The 17,336-nt window shown below is 69.4% G+C and carries 13 protein-coding genes; 12 read left to right on the plus strand and 1 reads right to left on the minus strand.

Annotated features, from left to right (window positions below; all coding sequences use genetic code 11):
• The first annotated feature begins 2 nt into the window (after positions 1 to 2).
• Genes DI272_RS26035 through nuoN form a run of 11 tightly spaced genes read left to right on the plus strand, consistent with a single transcriptional unit; the run spans position 3 to position 14,380 of the window.
• Complete coding sequence (locus DI272_RS26035; protein ID WP_109497684.1) at positions 3 to 1,319, plus strand: NADH-quinone oxidoreductase subunit D; 1,317 nt, start codon at positions 3 to 5, stop codon at positions 1,317 to 1,319.
• Positions 1,316 to 2,188 (plus strand): NADH-quinone oxidoreductase subunit NuoE, encoded by an 873-nt coding sequence (gene nuoE / locus DI272_RS26040; RefSeq protein WP_109497685.1) that lies wholly within the window; start codon positions 1,316 to 1,318, stop codon positions 2,186 to 2,188. Before DI272_RS26035 ends, nuoE begins: the two co-directional genes overlap by 4 nt.
• Positions 2,188 to 3,537, plus strand: a complete 1,350-nt coding sequence (gene nuoF / locus DI272_RS26045; RefSeq protein ID WP_109497686.1) for an NADH-quinone oxidoreductase subunit NuoF — start codon at positions 2,188 to 2,190, stop codon at positions 3,535 to 3,537. The genes nuoE and nuoF overlap by 1 nt, the downstream gene beginning before the upstream one ends.
• Positions 3,534 to 6,038 carry an NADH-quinone oxidoreductase subunit G gene (locus DI272_RS26050; RefSeq protein WP_109497687.1) on the plus strand — a complete coding sequence of 835 codons (2,505 nt, stop codon included), beginning with the start codon at positions 3,534 to 3,536 and terminating at the stop codon, positions 6,036 to 6,038. Before nuoF ends, DI272_RS26050 begins: the two co-directional genes overlap by 4 nt.
• Complete coding sequence (gene nuoH / locus DI272_RS26055) at positions 6,035 to 7,402, plus strand: NADH-quinone oxidoreductase subunit NuoH (protein ID WP_109497688.1); 1,368 nt, start codon at positions 6,035 to 6,037, stop codon at positions 7,400 to 7,402. Before DI272_RS26050 ends, nuoH begins: the two co-directional genes overlap by 4 nt.
• Positions 7,395 to 8,036 (plus strand): NADH-quinone oxidoreductase subunit NuoI, encoded by a 642-nt coding sequence (gene nuoI / locus DI272_RS26060; RefSeq protein WP_109497689.1) that lies wholly within the window; start codon positions 7,395 to 7,397, stop codon positions 8,034 to 8,036. Before nuoH ends, nuoI begins: the two co-directional genes overlap by 8 nt.
• The gene (locus tag DI272_RS26065) at positions 8,033 to 8,881 is read left to right on the plus strand and encodes an NADH-quinone oxidoreductase subunit J (protein WP_109497690.1); all 849 of its coding nucleotides are present in this window, start codon (positions 8,033 to 8,035) and stop codon (positions 8,879 to 8,881) included. Before nuoI ends, DI272_RS26065 begins: the two co-directional genes overlap by 4 nt.
• Positions 8,878 to 9,177 carry an NADH-quinone oxidoreductase subunit NuoK gene (nuoK, locus tag DI272_RS26070; RefSeq protein ID WP_003974374.1) on the plus strand — a complete coding sequence of 100 codons (300 nt, stop codon included), beginning with the start codon at positions 8,878 to 8,880 and terminating at the stop codon, positions 9,175 to 9,177. The genes DI272_RS26065 and nuoK overlap by 4 nt, the downstream gene beginning before the upstream one ends.
• Positions 9,178 to 9,192: 15 nt before the next feature.
• Entirely contained in the window at positions 9,193 to 11,157 is a 1,965-nt protein-coding gene (gene nuoL, locus DI272_RS26075; RefSeq protein WP_109497691.1) for an NADH-quinone oxidoreductase subunit L, read from the plus strand.
• Positions 11,158 to 11,162: 5 nt separating this feature from the next.
• The gene (locus tag DI272_RS26080; RefSeq protein WP_109497692.1) at positions 11,163 to 12,734 is read left to right on the plus strand and encodes an NADH-quinone oxidoreductase subunit M; all 1,572 of its coding nucleotides are present in this window, start codon (positions 11,163 to 11,165) and stop codon (positions 12,732 to 12,734) included.
• Entirely contained in the window at positions 12,731 to 14,380 is a 1,650-nt protein-coding gene (nuoN, locus tag DI272_RS26085) for an NADH-quinone oxidoreductase subunit NuoN (RefSeq protein ID WP_109497693.1), read from the plus strand. Before DI272_RS26080 ends, nuoN begins: the two co-directional genes overlap by 4 nt.
• An 89-nt stretch (positions 14,381 to 14,469) precedes the next feature.
• Here nuoN and DI272_RS26090 read toward each other — a convergent pair whose 3' ends face one another.
• Complete coding sequence (locus DI272_RS26090; protein ID WP_109497694.1) at positions 14,470 to 15,072, minus strand: hypothetical protein; 603 nt, start codon at positions 15,070 to 15,072, stop codon at positions 14,470 to 14,472.
• 239 nt (positions 15,073 to 15,311) lie between these two features.
• Here DI272_RS26090 and recQ point away from each other — a divergent pair, with 239 nt between their 5' ends.
• The gene (recQ, locus tag DI272_RS26095) at positions 15,312 to 17,324 is read left to right on the plus strand and encodes a DNA helicase RecQ (protein WP_375138068.1); all 2,013 of its coding nucleotides are present in this window, start codon (positions 15,312 to 15,314) and stop codon (positions 17,322 to 17,324) included.
• Positions 17,325 to 17,336 lie beyond the last annotated feature (12 nt).

Here is a 17,336-nt window from a genome sequence, read left to right on the forward strand (position 1 = left end):
TGATGACTACCGCAACCCCTCGCGAGACCACCGAGGGCACCGTCTACACGGTCACCGGTGGCGACTGGGACGAGGTCGTCCAGTCCGCGGCCCGCGCCGACGACGAGCGCATCGTCGTCAACATGGGTCCTCAGCACCCGTCCACCCACGGAGTGCTCCGCCTGATCCTGGAGATCGAGGGCGAGACGGTCACCGAGGCCCGCTGCGGCATCGGCTACCTCCACACCGGCATCGAGAAGAACCTCGAATTCCGCACGTGGACGCAGGGCACCACGTTCGTGACGCGCATGGACTACCTGACGTCCTTCTTCAACGAGACCGCCTACTGTCTCGCCGTCGAGAAACTCCTCGGCATCGAGGACCAGATCACCGAGCGCGCCAAGATCATCCGGGTCCTCCTGATGGAGCTGAACCGGTTGTCCTCGCACCTGGTGTGCATCGCCACCGGCGGCATGGAACTCGGCGCCACCACGATCATGATCTACGGATTCCGTGATCGTGAAATGATTCTCGACATCTACGAGCTCATCACGGGCCTCAGGATGAACCACGCGTACATCCGCCCCGGCGGACTCGCGCAGGACCTGCCGCCCGGCGCGGTGGACCACATCCGCGAGTTCGTGAAGAAGATGAAGAAGAACCTCCCGGAGTACGACAAGCTCGCCACCGGGAACCCCATCTTCAAGGCCCGTATGCAGGACGTCGGTTACCTCGACCTGGCCGGCTGCATGGCCCTCGGTGCCACCGGCCCGATCCTGCGCTCCACCGGCCTGCCGCACGACCTGCGCAAGGCGCAGCCCTACTGCGACTACGAGACCTACGACTTCGAGGTCCCGACCGCGGACACCTGCGACTCCTACGGCCGCTTCCTCATCCGCCTGGAGGAGATGCGGCAGTCGCTGCACATCGTCGAGCAGTGCCTGGACCGGCTCCAGCCGGGACCGGTCATGGTCGCCGACAAGAAGATCGCCTGGCCCGCCCAGCTCGCTCTGGGGCCGGACGGGCTGGGCAACTCCCTCGACCACATCAAGAAGATCATGGGCACCTCCATGGAGGCCCTGATCCACCACTTCAAGCTGGTCACCGAAGGCTTCCGCGTACCGCCGGGACAGGCGTACGCGGCCGTCGAGTCGCCCAAGGGCGAGCTCGGGGTGCACGCCGTGTCCGACGGCGGCACCCGCCCCTTCCGGGTCCACTTCCGCGACCCGTCCTTCACCAACCTGCAAGCCATGGCGGCGTTGTGCGAGGGCGGCCAGGTCGCCGACGTCATCGTCGCCGTCGCGTCCATCGACCCTGTGATGGGAGGCGTCGACCGGTGACCACCTCTTCTTCGGAGCACGGCGTCAGCCTGGGCATGCCCGAACTGCCCGCGCCCGCCTACCCGGACGACGTTCGAGAACGGCTGGAGACGGACGCGCGCGAGGTCATCGCCCGCTACCCCGACTCCCGGTCCGCGCTCCTCCCGCTGCTGCACCTCGTGCAGTCGGAGGAGGGCCATGTCACGCGCACCGGGATGCAGTTCTGCGCGGACATGCTCGGCCTGACCACGGCCGAGGTCACCGCCGTCGCCACCTTCTACACCATGTACCGGCGGCGGCCGAGCGGCGACTACCAGGTCGGCGTCTGCACCAACACGCTGTGCGCGGTGATGGGCGGCGACGCGATCTTCGAGTCGCTCCAGGAGCACCTGGGCGTCGGCAACGGCGGGACCACCGACGACGGCAAGGTCACGCTGGAGCACATCGAGTGCAACGCGGCCTGCGACTTCGCGCCGGTGGTGATGGTCAACTGGGAGTTCTTCGACAACCAGACCCCGGCCAGCGCCAAGCGCCTCGTCGACGACCTGATCGAGGGCCGTGTCGTGAAGCCCACGCGCGGGGCACCGCTGTGCACCTTCAAGGAGACCGCGCGCATCCTCGCCGGCTTCCCCGACGAGCGGCCGGGGGCCGTCGAGGCGAGCGGCGGAGCGGGACCCGCTTCGCTGGTGGGCCTCCGCCTGGCCAGGGGAGAGGCCGCACCCGCGCGCGTGGTCCATCCGCGCGACGGCGGTCCGCAGGACGAGGCGCAGGACCGGGCCGTGCACGAGCCGTCGCCCACCGAGCACCTCAGTTCGCACGACGCGCCGCAGGACACATCGGCCTCCGACCCGACCCACCCGGCGGGGCCTGTCGCCGAGGAGGGGGAGTGATGACCTTGGCACCCGAGCTGAAAGACACCAGCCCCGAGAAGCTGCTCGCACCCGTGCTGTCGGCCTTCTGGGACGAGGACAGGTCCTGGACGCTGGACGTCTACAAGAGGCACGAGGGATACGAGGGTCTGCGCAAGGCGCTCGCGATGTCACCGGACGACCTGATCGCGTACGTCAAGGACTCCGGTCTGCGCGGCCGCGGCGGCGCGGGATTCCCCACCGGAATGAAATGGCAGTTCATTCCGCAGGGAGATGGAAAGCCGCACTATCTAGTTGTCAACGCCGACGAATCGGAGCCCGGAACCTGCAAGGACATTCCGCTCCTCTTCGCGAACCCGCATAGCCTCATCGAGGGCATGATCATCGCGTGTTACGCCATCAGGTCGTCGCATGCCTTCATCTATCTGCGCGGTGAAGTGGTGCCAGTGCTGCGGCGGTTGCACTCGGCCGTGAGCGAGGCCTACGCGGCCGGCTACCTCGGGACGAACATCCTGGGCAGCGGGCTCGATCTCGACATCACCGTGCACGCGGGCGCGGGCGCGTACATCTGCGGTGAGGAGACCGCACTCCTCGACTCGCTCGAAGGCCGCCGTGGTCAACCGCGGCTCCGTCCCCCCTTTCCTGCGGTCGCGGGCCTCTATGCCTGCCCGACTGTGGTGAATAACGTCGAATCGATCGCGTCGGTTCCCGCGATCCTGCACCGCGGCAAAGAATGGTTCCGCTCGATGGGGAGCGAGAAGTCACCCGGCTTCACGCTCTATTCGCTCAGCGGCCATGTCGCCAGCCCCGGTCAGTACGAGGCCCCGCTCGGGATCACGCTGCGCCAGCTCCTGGAGATGAGCGGCGGCATGCGGCCCGGGCACCGGCTCAAGTTCTGGACGCCGGGCGGCTCCTCGACGCCGATGTTCACCGACGAGCACCTCGACGTCCCTCTTGATTACGAAGGAGTGGGTGCCGCGGGTTCCATGCTCGGCACCAAAGCACTCCAGTGCTTCGACGAGACGACCTGCGTCGTGCGCGCCGTCACCCGCTGGACGGAGTTCTACGCCCACGAGTCCTGCGGCAAGTGCACGCCCTGCCGCGAAGGCACGTACTGGCTCGTGCAGTTGCTGCGCGACATCGAGGCAGGCAAGGGCGTCATGTCCGACCTCGACAAGCTGAACGACATCGCCGACAACATCAACGGCAAGTCCTTCTGCGCCCTCGGCGACGGCGCCGCCTCGCCGATCTTCTCCTCGCTGAAGTACTTCCGCGAGGAGTACGAGCAGCACATCACGGGCCGCGGCTGCCCCTTCGACCCGGCCAAGTCCACGGCCTGGGCCGACTCCCGCACGGAGGTGAACGCATGACCGTGACCACCAGCGCTCCCTCCGGTGGGGGAGAGGCGGCGGTCCCGCCGGAAGATCTCGTCTCGCTGACCATCGACGGCGCCGAGATCAGCGTGCCCAAGGGCACCCTGGTCATCCGGGCCGCCGAGCAGCTCGGCATCGAGATCCCGCGCTTCTGCGACCACCCCCTGCTCGACCCGGCCGGTGCCTGCCGGCAGTGCATCGTCGAGGTCGAGGGTCAGCGCAAGCCGATGGCCTCCTGCACCATCACCTGCACCGACGGCATGGTGGTGAAGACCCACCTCACCTCACCGGTCGCCGAGAAGGCCCAGCATGGTGTGATGGAGCTCCTCCTCATCAACCACCCGCTGGACTGCCCGGTCTGCGACAAGGGCGGCGAATGCCCCCTGCAGAACCAGGCCATGTCCCACGGACAGGCCGAGTCCCGCTTCGAGGGCAAGAAGCGGACGTACGAGAAGCCCGTGCCGATCTCGACACAGGTGCTGCTGGACCGCGAGCGGTGCGTGCTGTGCGCCCGCTGCACCCGCTTCTCCAACCAGGTCGCGGGCGACCCGATGATCGAACTCGTCGAGCGGGGCGCGCTCCAGCAGGTCGGCACCGGCGAGGGCGACCCCTTCGAGTCGTACTTCTCCGGCAACACCATCCAGATCTGCCCGGTCGGCGCGCTGACCTCGGCGGCGTACCGATTCCGCTCCCGCCCGTTCGACCTGGTGTCCTCCCCGAGCGTGTGCGAGCACTGCTCCGGCGGCTGCGCCACCCGCACCGACCACCGGCGCGGCAAGGTCATGCGCCGGCTCGCGGCCAACGACCCCGAGGTCAACGAGGAGTGGATCTGCGACAAGGGGCGGTTCGGCTTCCGGTACGCGCAGCAGCGCGACCGGCTTCAGACGCCTCTGGTGCGCGACCCCGAGGGTGAGCTCGTCCCGGCCTCCTGGCCGGAAGCGCTGGAGATCGCCGCACAGGGGCTGCTCGCCTCGCGCGGCCGGACCGGTGTGCTGACCGGTGGCCGGCTCACCATCGAGGACGCCTACGCGTACAGCAAGTTCGCGCGCGTGGCGCTCGACACCAACGACATCGACTTCCGCGCGCGCGTGCACAGCGGTGAGGAGGCCGACTTCCTCGCCGCGCGGATCGCCGGACGCGGCCGGGACCTCGACGGCACGGGCGTCACCTACACCTCGCTGGAGAAGGCACCCGCCGTTTTGCTGGTCGGGTTCGAGGCCGAGGAGGAGGCGCCCGGCGTCTTCCTGCGGCTGCGCAAGGCCTGGCGCAAGCACGGACAGAAGGTCTTCTCGCTGGCCACGCACGCGACGCGCGGCCTCACGAAGGCCGGCGGCACGCTGCTGCCCGCCGCTCCCGGCACCGAGACCGAGTGGCTGGACGCCCTCGCGAGCGGCGTCGGTCTGGAGGAGGGCGGTGCGGCCGCCGCCGAGGCGCTGCGCACCGAGGGCGCCGTGATCGTCGTCGGGGAGCGGCTGGCCGCCGTGGCGGGCGGGCTGACCGCCGCCGTACGGGCGGCGTCCGCGACCGGCGCGCACCTGGTGTGGATTCCGCGCCGGGCGGGGGAGCGGGCCGCCGTGGAGGCCGGCGCGCTGCCGTCGCTGCTGCCGGGCGGCCGTCCGGCCACCGACCCGCGCGCGCGTGACGAGGTCGCAGCCGCCTGGGGAGTCGCCGAACTCCCGCATCGCTACGGCCGTGACACCACGCAGATCGTCGAGGCCGCCGCCACCGGCGAGCTTCAGGCGCTGGTCGTCGCCGGTGTCGAGGTCGCCGACCTGCCCGACCCGGCACGCGCGCGTGAGGCGCTCGGCGAGGTCGGCTTCCTGGTGTCGCTGGAGCTGCGGCCCAGCGAGGTCACCGCGCTCGCGGACGTCGTCCTGCCGGTCGCCGCGGTCGCCGAGAAGGCCGGCACCTTCCTGAACTGGGAGGGCAGGGTGCGCTTCTTCGAGGCCGCCCTCAAGCCGGACCAGATGACCCGCCGCCTCGCGCCGACCGACGCGCGCGTGCTGCAGATGCTGGCCGACGCCATGGACGTACACCTGGGCCTGCCGGACCTGCGGACCGTGCGCGGCGAGATCGACCGGCTCGGCGCCTGGGACGGTCCGCGGGCCACCGAGCCGCTGGAGAGGGCGGCCCAGTTGCCGCGGCCCGCCGCCGGCGAGGCCGTCCTCGCCGGGCACCGGCTGCTGCTCGACCAGGGCCGTCTCCAGGAAGGCGACGAAGCGCTGGCCGGAACCCGGCACGCGGCCCACGCGCGCGTGTCCGCCGCGACCGCCGCGGAGGCGGGCGTGAAGAACGGCGACGTCCTGGCCGTGACCGGCTCCGCCGGGACCGTCCAACTCCCGCTCCAGGTCACCGAGATGCCCGACCGTGTGGTCTGGCTCCCACTGAACTCCGTGGGCGGGGGCGTCGCCTCAGACGCCGGGGCGCTGCCCGGCTCCCTCGTCCGCATCGGTCCGGCGACGCCCGCCACCGAAGCCCCCAAGGAGGTGGAGGCATGAGCCCGTACCTCGCCGCAGAAGACCTCTCGATGTTCGGCACCGACCCCTGGTGGCTGGTCGTCGTCAAGGCCGTCTTCTGCTTCGCGTTCCTGATGGTGACCGTGCTGTTCTCCATCGTCTGGGAGCGCAAGGTCGTCGCCTGGATGCAGCTGCGCATCGGCCCCAACCGCCACGGCCCCTGGGGCATGCTCCAGTCGCTCGCCGACGGCGTGAAGCTGATGCTCAAGGAAGACGTCATCGTCAAGCGCGCGGACAAGGTGGTCTACATCCTCGCGCCGATCGTCGCGGCCATCCCGGCCTTCATGGCGATCGCGGTGATCCCCTTCGGCCCGGCCGGCAACGAGATCTCGATCTTCGGCCAGCGCACCACGATGCAGCTCACCGACCTGCCGATCGCGATGCTCTACATCCTCGCGGTCGCCTCGGTCGGCATCTACGGCATCGTGCTGGCGGGCTGGAGCTCCGGCTCGACGTACCCGCTCCTCGGCGGTCTGCGTTCCTGCGCGCAGATGATCTCGTACGAGATCGCCATGGGCGCCGCCTTCGCGTCCGTCTTCCTCTACTCGGGGTCGATGTCGACGTCGGCGATCGTCGAGGCGCAGCAGGACCGCTGGTACGTCGTCCTGCTGCCGGTCTCCTTCATCATCTACATCGTCACGATGGTCGGCGAGACCAACCGCGCCCCCTTCGACATGCCGGAGTCCGAGGGCGACCTGGTCGGCGGCTTCAACACCGAGTACTCGTCGATCAAGTTCGCGCTGTTCATGCTCGCCGAGTACGTGAACATGGTGACGGTCTCGGCGGTGTCCGTGACCCTCTTCCTCGGCGGTTGGCGGGCCCCCTGGCCGGTCAGCACCTTCTGGGAGGGCGCCAACCACGGCTGGTGGCCGCTGCTCTGGTTCGTCATCAAGGTCCAGCTGCTGCTGTTCTTCTTCATCTGGCTGCGCGGCACGCTCCCCCGCGTCCGCTACGACCAGCTGATGAAGCTCGGCTGGAAGGTTCTCATCCCGGTCTCCGTGGTGTGGCTGATGGCGGTCGCGACCGTGCGGACGCTGCGGAACGAGAACTACGACTTCGCGGACATCGTGCTCTACGTGGCCGCCGGTGTGATCGGGCTGCTGCTCCTCTCCTTCGTCGCGGACGTCTTCCGCGAGAAGGCGAAGGAAGCCGCGCAGCCCGCGCCGGAGCCGGTCGGCTTCGACCCGATGGCCGGCGGATTCCCCGTACCGCCGCTGCCCGGACAGGAGTTGCCACCGGTGCCGAGGCGTCGCTCGCGGCAGGAGCGGGAGCTGATTGTCAGTGGCGGAGTGAATACTCGGAGTGACGACGGATCTCTGGATGGAAAGGAGGCGTCCGATGGCTGAGGAGCCCAAGGAGACCAAGCCCGGTTTCATGAACCCCGTCGCCGGCTTCGGCGTGACCTTCAAGGCCATGTTCAAGAAGCGGCTGACCGAGCAGTACCCGGAGCAGCAGAAGACCACCGCTCCGCGGTTCCACGGACGGCACCAGCTCAACCGCCATCCGGACGGCCTGGAGAAGTGCGTCGGCTGCGAGCTGTGCGCCTGGGCCTGCCCCGCCGACGCCATCTATGTGGAGGGCGCCGACAACACGGACGAGGAACGCTACTCGCCGGGCGAGCGCTACGGCCGCGTGTACCAGATCAACTACGCCCGCTGCATCCTGTGCGGTCTGTGCATCGAGGCGTGCCCCACGCGCGCGCTGACGATGACCAACGAGTTCGAGCTCGCGGACAGCAGCCGCGCCAACCTCATCTACACCAAGGAGCAGCTGCTCGCCGGTCTGGAAGAGGGCATGGTCGACTCGCCGCACGCGATCTACCCGGGCACCGACGAGCAGGACTACTACCGAGGGCTGGTGACGGAGGCCGCGCCCGGCACCGAGCGCCAAGTGGCCCTCTCCAAGGGCGAGGTGGCCCAGGAAGCCGCCACCACCTTCGGCCCTGACGAGCCGGCCTCGGAGAAGGTGATCGGCCGATGACCGCCCCCGTCGAGCTCGCCGCCTACTCCACCTCCACCGGCGAGGCCTTCCAGTTCTGGGTGCTCGGCACCGTCGCCGTGATCGGCGCCCTGTGCACCGTCTTCATGAAGAAGGCCGTGCACAGCGCGCTCTGCCTGGCCGGGACCATGATCATCCTTGCGGTGTTCTACCTCGCCAACGGTGCCTACTTCCTGGGCATCGTGCAGATCGTCGTCTACACCGGCGCGATCATGATGCTGTTCCTGTTCGTGGTGATGCTCGTCGGCGTCACGGCCGCGGACTCCCTGAAGGAGACCATCAAGGGCCAGCGCTGGCTGGCCCTTGTCTGCGGACTCGGCTTCGGCATCCTGCTGTTCGCCGGCATCGGCAACGCCTCGCTGACGGAGTTCAACGGCCTGGCGCAGGCGAACGCGAACGGCAACGTGGAGGGCCTCGCGAACTTCATCTTCACCAAGTACGTCTTCGCCTTCGAAATCACCGGCGCCCTGCTGATCACGGCCGCCGTCGGCGCCATGGTGCTCACCCACCGCGAGCGCACCGAACGCGCCAAGACCCAGCGTGAGCTGGCCGAACAGCGCGTCCGCGAGGGCAAGCACGTACCGCCGCTGCCGGCGCCCGGTGTCTACGCCCGGCACAACGCCGTGGACATCGCGGGCCTGCTGCCCGACGGCACCCCGTCGGAGCTCACGGTCAGCAAGACCCTGCGCGAGCGCGGCCAGATCCGGGACGTCTCCCAGGAGGCGCTCAACGATCTGCGGGCCCTGGAGCAGCGCGCCGAGGAGCGCCTGGAGCGGACCGCGATCGAGCCGGCCAACCTCAAGCGGGCCGAGGAGGCGTCGAAGTGAACCCCGTCAACTACCTCTACCTCGCGGCCCTGTTGTTCACGATCGGCGCCACCGGCGTACTGATCAGGCGCAACGCGATCGTCGTGTTCATGTGCATCGAGCTCATGCTCAACGCCTGCAACCTGGCGTTCGTCGCCTTCTCCCGGATGCACGGCAATCTCGACGGCCAGATCATCGCCTTCTTCACGATGGTCGTCGCCGCCGCGGAGGTCGTGGTCGGGCTCGCGATCATCGTGTCCCTGTTCCGTTCCCGCCACTCGGCCTCGGTCGACGACGCCAGCCTGATGAAGCTCTGAGGGGTTGGAAGAATCGTGGAGAACCTGATTGCGCTGCTGGTGGCGGCGCCCCTGCTCGGAGCGGCCGTCCTGCTGTGCGGCGGCCGGCGCCTGGACCGGGTCGGCCACTGGATCGGCACCCTGCTCGCGGCCGTCTCCTTCGTGCTCGGTCTCGTCCTCTTCGCCGACCTGCTCGGCAAGAGCGACGAACACCGCACCCTGACGAGCCACCTGTTCAGCTGGGTCCCGGTCGAGGGCTTCCAGGCGGACATCGCCTTCCGCCTCGACCAGCTGTCGATGACGTTCGTGCTGCTGATCACCGGCGTCGGCTCGCTGATCCACCTGTACTCGGTCGGGTACATGGAGCACGACGAGCGCCGCCGCCGCTTCTTCGGCTATCTGAACCTGTTCCTCGCGGCGATGCTGATCCTCGTCCTCGCCGACAACTACCTCCTGCTGTACGTCGGCTGGGAGGGCGTGGGTCTCGCGTCCTACCTGCTCATCGGTTTCTGGCAGCACAAGCCCAGCGCCGCCACCGCCGCGAAGAAGGCCTTCCTGGTCAACCGCGTCGGCGACATGGGCCTGTCCATCGCCATCATGCTGATGTTCACGACGTTCGGGACGTTCGCCTTCGGCCCGGTCCTCGGCACGCACGAGGAGCCCGGACTCGTCGGCGGTGCGTCCGAGGCCACGCTCACCGGCATCGCCCTGATGCTGCTCCTCGCCGCCTGCGGCAAGTCCGCCCAGGTGCCGCTGCAGTCCTGGCTCGGGGACGCGATGGAGGGCCCGACCCCGGTCTCGGCCCTCATCCACGCCGCGACGATGGTGACCGCGGGCGTCTACCTGATCGTCCGTTCCGCCAACATCTTCAACCTCGCCCCGGACGCCCAGCTCGTCGTCACGATCGTCGGCGCCGTCACGCTCCTGTTCGGTGCGATCGTCGGTTGCGCGAAGGACGACATCAAGAAGGCGCTGGCCGGCTCGACCATGTCGCAGATCGGCTACATGGTCCTCGCCGCGGGCCTCGGCCCCATCGGCTACGTCTTCGCGATCATGCACCTGGTGACGCACGGCTTCTTCAAGGCCGGGCTGTTCCTCGGCGCCGGTTCGGTCATGCACGGCATGAACGACGAGGTCGACATGAGGAAGTACGGCGGCCTCAGGAAGTACATGCCGGTCACCTTCGTGACGTTCGGCCTCGGCTACCTCGCCATCATCGGCTTCCCGGGTCTGTCCGGCTTCTTCTCCAAGGACAAGATCATCGAGGCGGCCTTCGCCAAGGGCGGCACCGAGGGCTGGATTCTCGGCGCCTGCGCCCTGCTGGGCGCGGCCATCACGGCCTTCTACATGACGCGCGTGATGCTGATGACGTTCTTCGGGGAGGAGCGCTGGCGCAACCAGCCGACCCGGTCCCCGGATGCGCCCAGCGCGGAGCCCGCCGCCGAGCACCAGGGCGAGCACGCGGAGCCGCACCCGCACGAGTCGCCCCGGTCCATGACGATCCCGATGATCGTGCTGGCCGTCGGATCGGTCGCGGGCGGTGCGCTCTTCAGCATCGGCGACCGCTTCCTGCACTGGCTGGAGCCCATCACCGGGCACGACCACGGGGACGCCCCGATCAGCGCGGCGACGGTCACGACCGCCACGGTGACCGTGATGGTCCTCGGTGTCGCCCTGGCGTGGCTCCAGTACGGCCGCCGCCCGGTCCCGGTCGTCGCCCCGCGCGGGTCGCTGCTCACCCGGGCCGCCCGGCGCGACCTGCTCCAGGACGACTTCAACCACGTGGTCCTGGTCCGCGGCGGCGAGCACCTCACGCGGTCCCTGGTGTACGTCGACCACACCCTGGTCGACGGAGTCGTCAACGGCACGGCGGCCTCGGTCGGCGGGCTCTCCGGACGGCTGCGCAGGCTCCAGAACGGCTTCGCGCGGTCGTACGCGGTCTCGATGTTCGGCGGTGCGGCAGTGCTCATCGCCGCGACCCTGCTGATGAGGGCGGTCTGATACCGATGTCCTTTCCTCTGCTGACAGCGACGGCGGCGCTCCCCGCGATCGGGGCGGTCGTCACGGCCGCCGTACCGGCCGCGCAGCGCACCGCCGCCAAGTGGCTGGCGCTGCTCGTCTCGCTGGCCACGCTCGCCCTCGCGATCGTCGTCCTGGTCCGCTTCGACCCGGACGGCGACCGCTACCAGCTCACCGAATCCCACTCCTGGATCAAGGACTTCGGGGTCCGCTACGAACTGGGCGTGGACGGCATCGGGGTGGCGCTCCTTGCGCTCACCGCCCTGCTGATCCCGTTCATCATCCTCGCGGGCTGGCACGACGCCGACCCGCTGGAGACCGGCAGCAAGCGGTGGCGGCCGACGCAGGGCTTCTTCGCCCTGATCCTGGCCGTCGAGGCGATGGTGATCATCTCCTTCGAGGCCACCGACGTCTTCCTCTTCTACATCTTCTTCGAAGCCATGCTGATCCCGATGTACTTCCTCATCGGCGGCTTCGGGGACCGGGCCCACGAGCACGGCGAGGAGGCGGCGTCCACGCAACGGTCGTACGCCGCCGTGAAGTTCCTGCTCTACAACCTGGTCGGCGGTCTGATCATGCTGGCCGCGGTGATCGGCCTGTACGTGGTCGCCGGGAACTTCAGCCTCCAGGAGATCGCCGAGGCGCGGGCCAACGGCTCGCTCGACATGGCGACCAGCACCGAACGCTGGCTGTTCCTGGGCTTCTTCTTCGCCTTCGCGGTGAAGGCGCCGCTGTGGCCGCTGCACACCTGGCTGCCCAACGCGATGGGCGAGGCCACCGCCCCGGTCGCCGTCCTCATCACGGCGGTCGTCGACAAGGTCGGCACCTTCGCGATGCTCCGCTTCTGCCTCCAGCTCTTCCCGGAGGCGTCGAAGTGGGCGACGCCCGCGATCCTCGTCCTGGCGCTGATCAGCATCATCTACGGGGCGCTGCTCGCCGTCGGCCAGCGGGACATCAAGCGACTGGTGGCCTACGCGTCGATCTCGCACTTCGGCTTCATCATCATGGGCATCTTCGCGATGACCAGCCAGGGCCAGTCCGGCGCGACGCTCTACATGGTCAACCACGGGATCTCGACGGCCGCGCTGATGCTGGTGGCCGGGTTCCTGATCTCGCGGCGCGGCTCGCGGCTCATCGCCGACTACGGCGGTGTCCAGAAGGTCGCCCCGGTGCTGGCCGGCACGTTCCTGATCGGCGGCCTCGCGACCCTGTCGCTGCCGGGCCTGGCGCCCTTCGTGAGTGAATTCCTGGTCCTGGTCGGCACGTTCTCGAACTACCCGGTGGTCGGCATCATCGCCACCTTCGGCATCGTCCTCGCCGCGCTCTACACCCTCGTGCTCTACCAGCGCACGATGACGGGCCCGGTGAAGGCCGAGGTGTCCGCGATGCCGGACCTCAGGGTCCGTGAACTCGTGGTCGTCGCGCCGCTGATCGTCCTCCTGATCTTCCTCGGGGTCTACCCGAAGCCGGTCACGGACATCGTCAACCCGGCGGTCAAGTCGACCTTGTCCGACGTACAGAAGAAGGACCCCCAGCCCGAGGTGGAGGCGGCCAAGTGAGCGCAACAGCCGTCCACAGCCTGTGGACAAACGCGGCCGATCCGATCTCGAAGATCGATGCGCCGAAGATCGAATACGGACAATTGTCGCCCACGCTGATCGTCGTCGGTGCGGCGATCGTCGGGGTGCTCGTCGAGGCGTTCGTCCCGCGCAAGCAGCGGTACTACGCCCAGGTGTTCCTCTCCGCGGTGGCACTGCTGGCCGCGTTCGCCGCGGTCGTCGCACTCGCGGCCGACGGGTACGCCACGACGAAGGCCGGCATCGCGGCGATGGGCGCCATCGCCGTCGACGGCCCGGCGCTCTTCCTCCAGGGCACCATCCTGCTGGCGGGCCTGGTCGGCCTGTTCACCTTCGCCGAACGGCGGCTCGACCCCGAGACGCACGGCAACCGGGTCGACTCCTTCGCCGCGCAGGCCGCGTCCGTCCCGGGCAGCGACAGCGAGAAGGCGGCCGTGAAGGCCGGGTTCACCACCACCGAGGTGTTCCCGCTGCTGCTCTTCGCCGTCGCCGGCATGCTGATCTTCCCGGCGGCCAACGACCTGCTGACGCTGTTCGTGGCGCTGGAGGTCTTCTCCCTGCCGCTGTACCTGATGTGCGCCCTGGCCCGCCGCAAGCGGCTCATGTCGCAGGAGGCCGCGGTCAAGTACTTCCTGCTGGGCGCCTTCGCCTCCGCGTTCACCCTGTTCGGCATCGCGCTGCTCTACGGGTACGCGGGCTCGGTGTCGTACGCCACGATCGCGCAGGTCGTCGACGGCACGGTCACCAACGTCGACCCGGCCCTCGCGGACACCATGGGCAACGACGCGCTGCTGCTGATCGGCGCGGCGATGATCGTGATGGGCCTGCTGTTCAAGGTCGGCGCGGTCCCCTTCCACATGTGGACGCCGGACGTGTACCAGGGCGCCCCGACGCCGGTCACCGGCTTCATGGCGGCGGCGACGAAGGTGGCCGCGTTCGGCGCGCTGCTGCGCATCCTGTACGTCGTGCTGCCCGGCCTGCGCTGGGACTGGCGGCCGGTCATGTGGGCCGTCGCGATCGTCACCATGCTGGGCGGCGCGATCGTCGCGATCACGCAGACCGACATCAAGCGGCTGCTGGCGTACTCGTCGATCGCGCACGCGGGCTTTATCCTCGCCGGTGTCATCGCGACCACGCCGGACGGGGTGTCGTCCGTCCTCTTCTACCTGGCGGCGTACTCGTTCGTGACGATCGGCGCGTTCGCCGTGGTGACCCTGGTCCGCGACGCGGGCGGCGAGGCCACGCACCTGTCCAAGTGGGCGGGGCTCGGCCGCCGTTCGCCGCTGGTCGCGGCCGTGTTCGCGGTGTTCCTGCTGGCCTTCGCGGGCATTCCGCTGACCTCCGGCTTCGCCGGGAAGTTCGCCGTGTTCAAGGCGGCGGCGGAGGGCGGCGCGGCGCCGCTGGTCGTGGTCGGTGTGATCTCGTCGGCGATCGCGGCGTTCTTCTACATCCGCGTCATCGTGCTGATGTTCTTCAGCGAGCCGCGGCCCGAGGGCCCCACCGTCGCCGTGCCGTCGCCGCTGACGATGACGGCGATCGGCGTCGGTGTCGCGGTCACGCTGGTGCTCGGTGTGGCGCCGCAGTACTTCCTGGACCTGGCGAACCAGGCCGGGGTGTTCGTGCGCTGACCCGAGGCGCGCTGACCCGAGGCGCGCCTGCCGGTCCACACGTCGGGCCCCGGTTCCCCGAGAGGGGGGCCGGGGCCCTTCGTGTGTGTTCAGCCGGTCCAGTCGATGTCGTCGAAGTCGGCCGGGTCGGGGACCCAGTCCGGCACCGTGGACGCCTTGGGGGTGCAGGTCACGGTGGGGTTCCAGGGCGAGAACAGGCCGCTGGGGTTGGGCTTGTAGAGCCAGGCGTGCAGGTCGTAGTGGATCGGCATGCCCTCGTAGTGACCGGGCATCGGGCCGTCGAACGGGACGCCGAACAGGCTGGGGCGGTCGTCGTCGGTGGCGAGATTCTGGTCGGCGTCCACGACGATCCACTCCACCGCCACCAGGTGCCGGACGCCCTTCGCGTCGGCCTCGTACAGCAGGGCCGTCGGCTTCTCCGGGTCGGGCTCGGTGAGCTTGGCGTACTCCGGGTTGATGTAGTGGTAGCCCATGCCGCCCTCCTTCGGGTCGGCCGCGCACTCGTCGGAGCGGACGTAACCGTCCGCCACCGCGGTCGCCTCGTGGGCGTACTTGCCCGTCGCCGCATAGGTCTTGGTCAGCTTTCCCCAGACGAACGGGTCGGGGTCGGCGGCCTGCGCGGGCGCGGCTGTCAGGGTGAAGGCTCCGGCTATCGCCGCGGCGACGGCGGCCTTGAGGGGCCGAGAGGACATGCTGGGGCTCCTTGAAGCGGAAGAGGCGCGCACCGGTCGAGGCGCGCTGTCCGAGGGGCGGGCCTCCCCCTGCCCACCTGAGCAGCATGTCCCGGTGGCCGGGCCGCCTCCATGTGACACAGCCCATTGGAGTGAATGCGGAGCGTGCGGGGGCGGGCCTGTGGATAACTCCGGCGCTGTCGGTGCGGGCCCCTATCGTGGAGGCAGTGGTCGAGGGACGACGTACGGGGGACAGGACTATGGGTGGGATGGGCGGGATCAGCGAGATGCCAGGGGTGACCGAGGTGGCAGGGCCCGCCGGGGCGGCCGGGAGCGAGGCGCTGGCCGCGCTGCACCGGGTCTTCGGGTACGAGGCCTTCCGCGGTGAGCAGGAAGCCGTCATCGAGCATGTGGTCGCGGGCGGCGACGCCGTCGTGCTCATGCCGACCGGCGGCGGCAAGTCCCTGTGCTATCAGATCCCGGCCCTGGTCAGACCGGGTACGGGCATCGTCGTCTCGCCGCTCATCGCGCTGATGCAGGACCAGGTGGACGCGCTGCGGGCGCTGGGCGTGCGCGCCGGGTTCATGAACTCCACGCAGGACTTCGACGAGCGGCGGGTCGTCGAGGCCGAGTTCCTCGCGGGCGAGCTGGACCTGCTCTATCTGGCGCCCGAGCGGCTGCGGCTGGACTCCACCCTCGACCTGCTCTCCCGCGGCAAGATCGCCGTTTTCGCGATCGACGAGGCGCACTGCGTCTCCCAGTGGGGCCACGACTTCCGCCCCGACTACCTCGCCCTGTCCCTGCTCGGCGAGCGCTGGCCGGACGTGCCGCGCATCGCGCTGACCGCGACCGCCACGCACGCGACGCACCAGGAGATCACCCAGCGGCTGAACATGCCGGCCGCCCGGCACTTCGTGGCGAGCTTCGACCGGCCCAACATTCAGTACCGGATCGTGCCCAAGGCCGACCCCAAGAAGCAGCTGCTGAGCTTCCTGCGCCAGGAGCACGAGGGCGACGCCGGCATCGTCTACTGCCTGTCGCGCAAGTCGGTCGAGGCCACGGCAGAGTTCCTCGCCAAGAACGGCATCGAGGTGGTCCCGTACCACGCGGGCCTGGACGCGGGCACGCGCGCGGCGCACCAGTCCCGGTTCCTGCGGGAGGACGGCCTGGTCGTCGTCGCGACCATCGCCTTCGGCATGGGCATCGACAAGCCGGACGTCCGCTTCGTCGCCCATCTCGACCTGCCGAAGTCGGTCGAGGGCTACTACCAGGAGACCGGCCGCGCGGGACGCGACGGACTGCCCTCGACGGCCTGGATGGCCTACGGCCTCAACGACGTCATACAGCAGCGCAAGATGATCCAGTCGAGCGAGGGCGACGAGGCGTTCCGCCGCCGGGCCGCCGCCCACCTGGAGTCGATGCTGGCGCTGTGCGAGACCGCGCAGTGCAGACGCGGGCAGCTGCTGAACTACTTCGGCCAGGAACCGGACCCGGTGGGCTGTGGCAACTGCGACACCTGCCTCACCCCGCCCGAGACCTGGGACGGCACCATCGCGGCCCAGAAGGTGCTGTCGACGGTGGTGCGACTTCAGCGGGAGCGGGGGCAGAAGTTCGGCGCGGTGCAGATCGTCGACATCCTGCTGGGCCGGCGCACCGCCAAGGTCATCCAGTTCGACCACGACCAGCTGTCCGTCTTCGGTATCGGAGAGGAGCTGACCGAGGCCGAATGGCGAGGTGTCGTACGGCAGTTGCTGGCGCAGGGGCTGCTCGCGGTCGAGGGGGAGTACGGCACGCTGACGCTGACCGAGGCCAGCGGGGCGGTGCTGCGGCGCGAGCGCGAGGTGCCGCTGCGCAAGGAACCGAAGAAGCCGACGGTGTCGAAGGCTTCGGGCTCCTCCGGCGGTTCGTCCGGCAGGGGCAAGACCAAGGCCGCCGCGGTCGAGTTGCCCGAGGCGCTGCTCCCGGCCTTCGAGGCGCTGCGGGCCTGGCGCGCGGAACAGGCCAAGGAGCAGGGCGTCCCGGCGTACGTCATCTTCCACGACGCCACACTCCGGGAGATCGTCACGGTGTGGCCGACGTCGGTGGCGCAGCTCGGCGAGGTCAGCGGGGTCGGCGAGAAGAAGCGGATGACGTACGGGGAGGGTGTGCTGGCCGTGCTGGCGGGACTGGGCGAACCGCCGGCGGAGGGCGTGAAGGCCGGTGCCGGGGCGGCGGCACCGGAACCGGACGACTGGCCCGAGATGGACATGGAGCCCGAGCCGGACTGGGAGTAGGAGGGCGCCGAG

It is taken from the genome of Streptomyces sp. Act143 (genome assembly GCF_003143935.1).
Classification (GTDB): Bacteria; Actinomycetota; Actinomycetes; order Streptomycetales; family Streptomycetaceae; genus Streptomyces.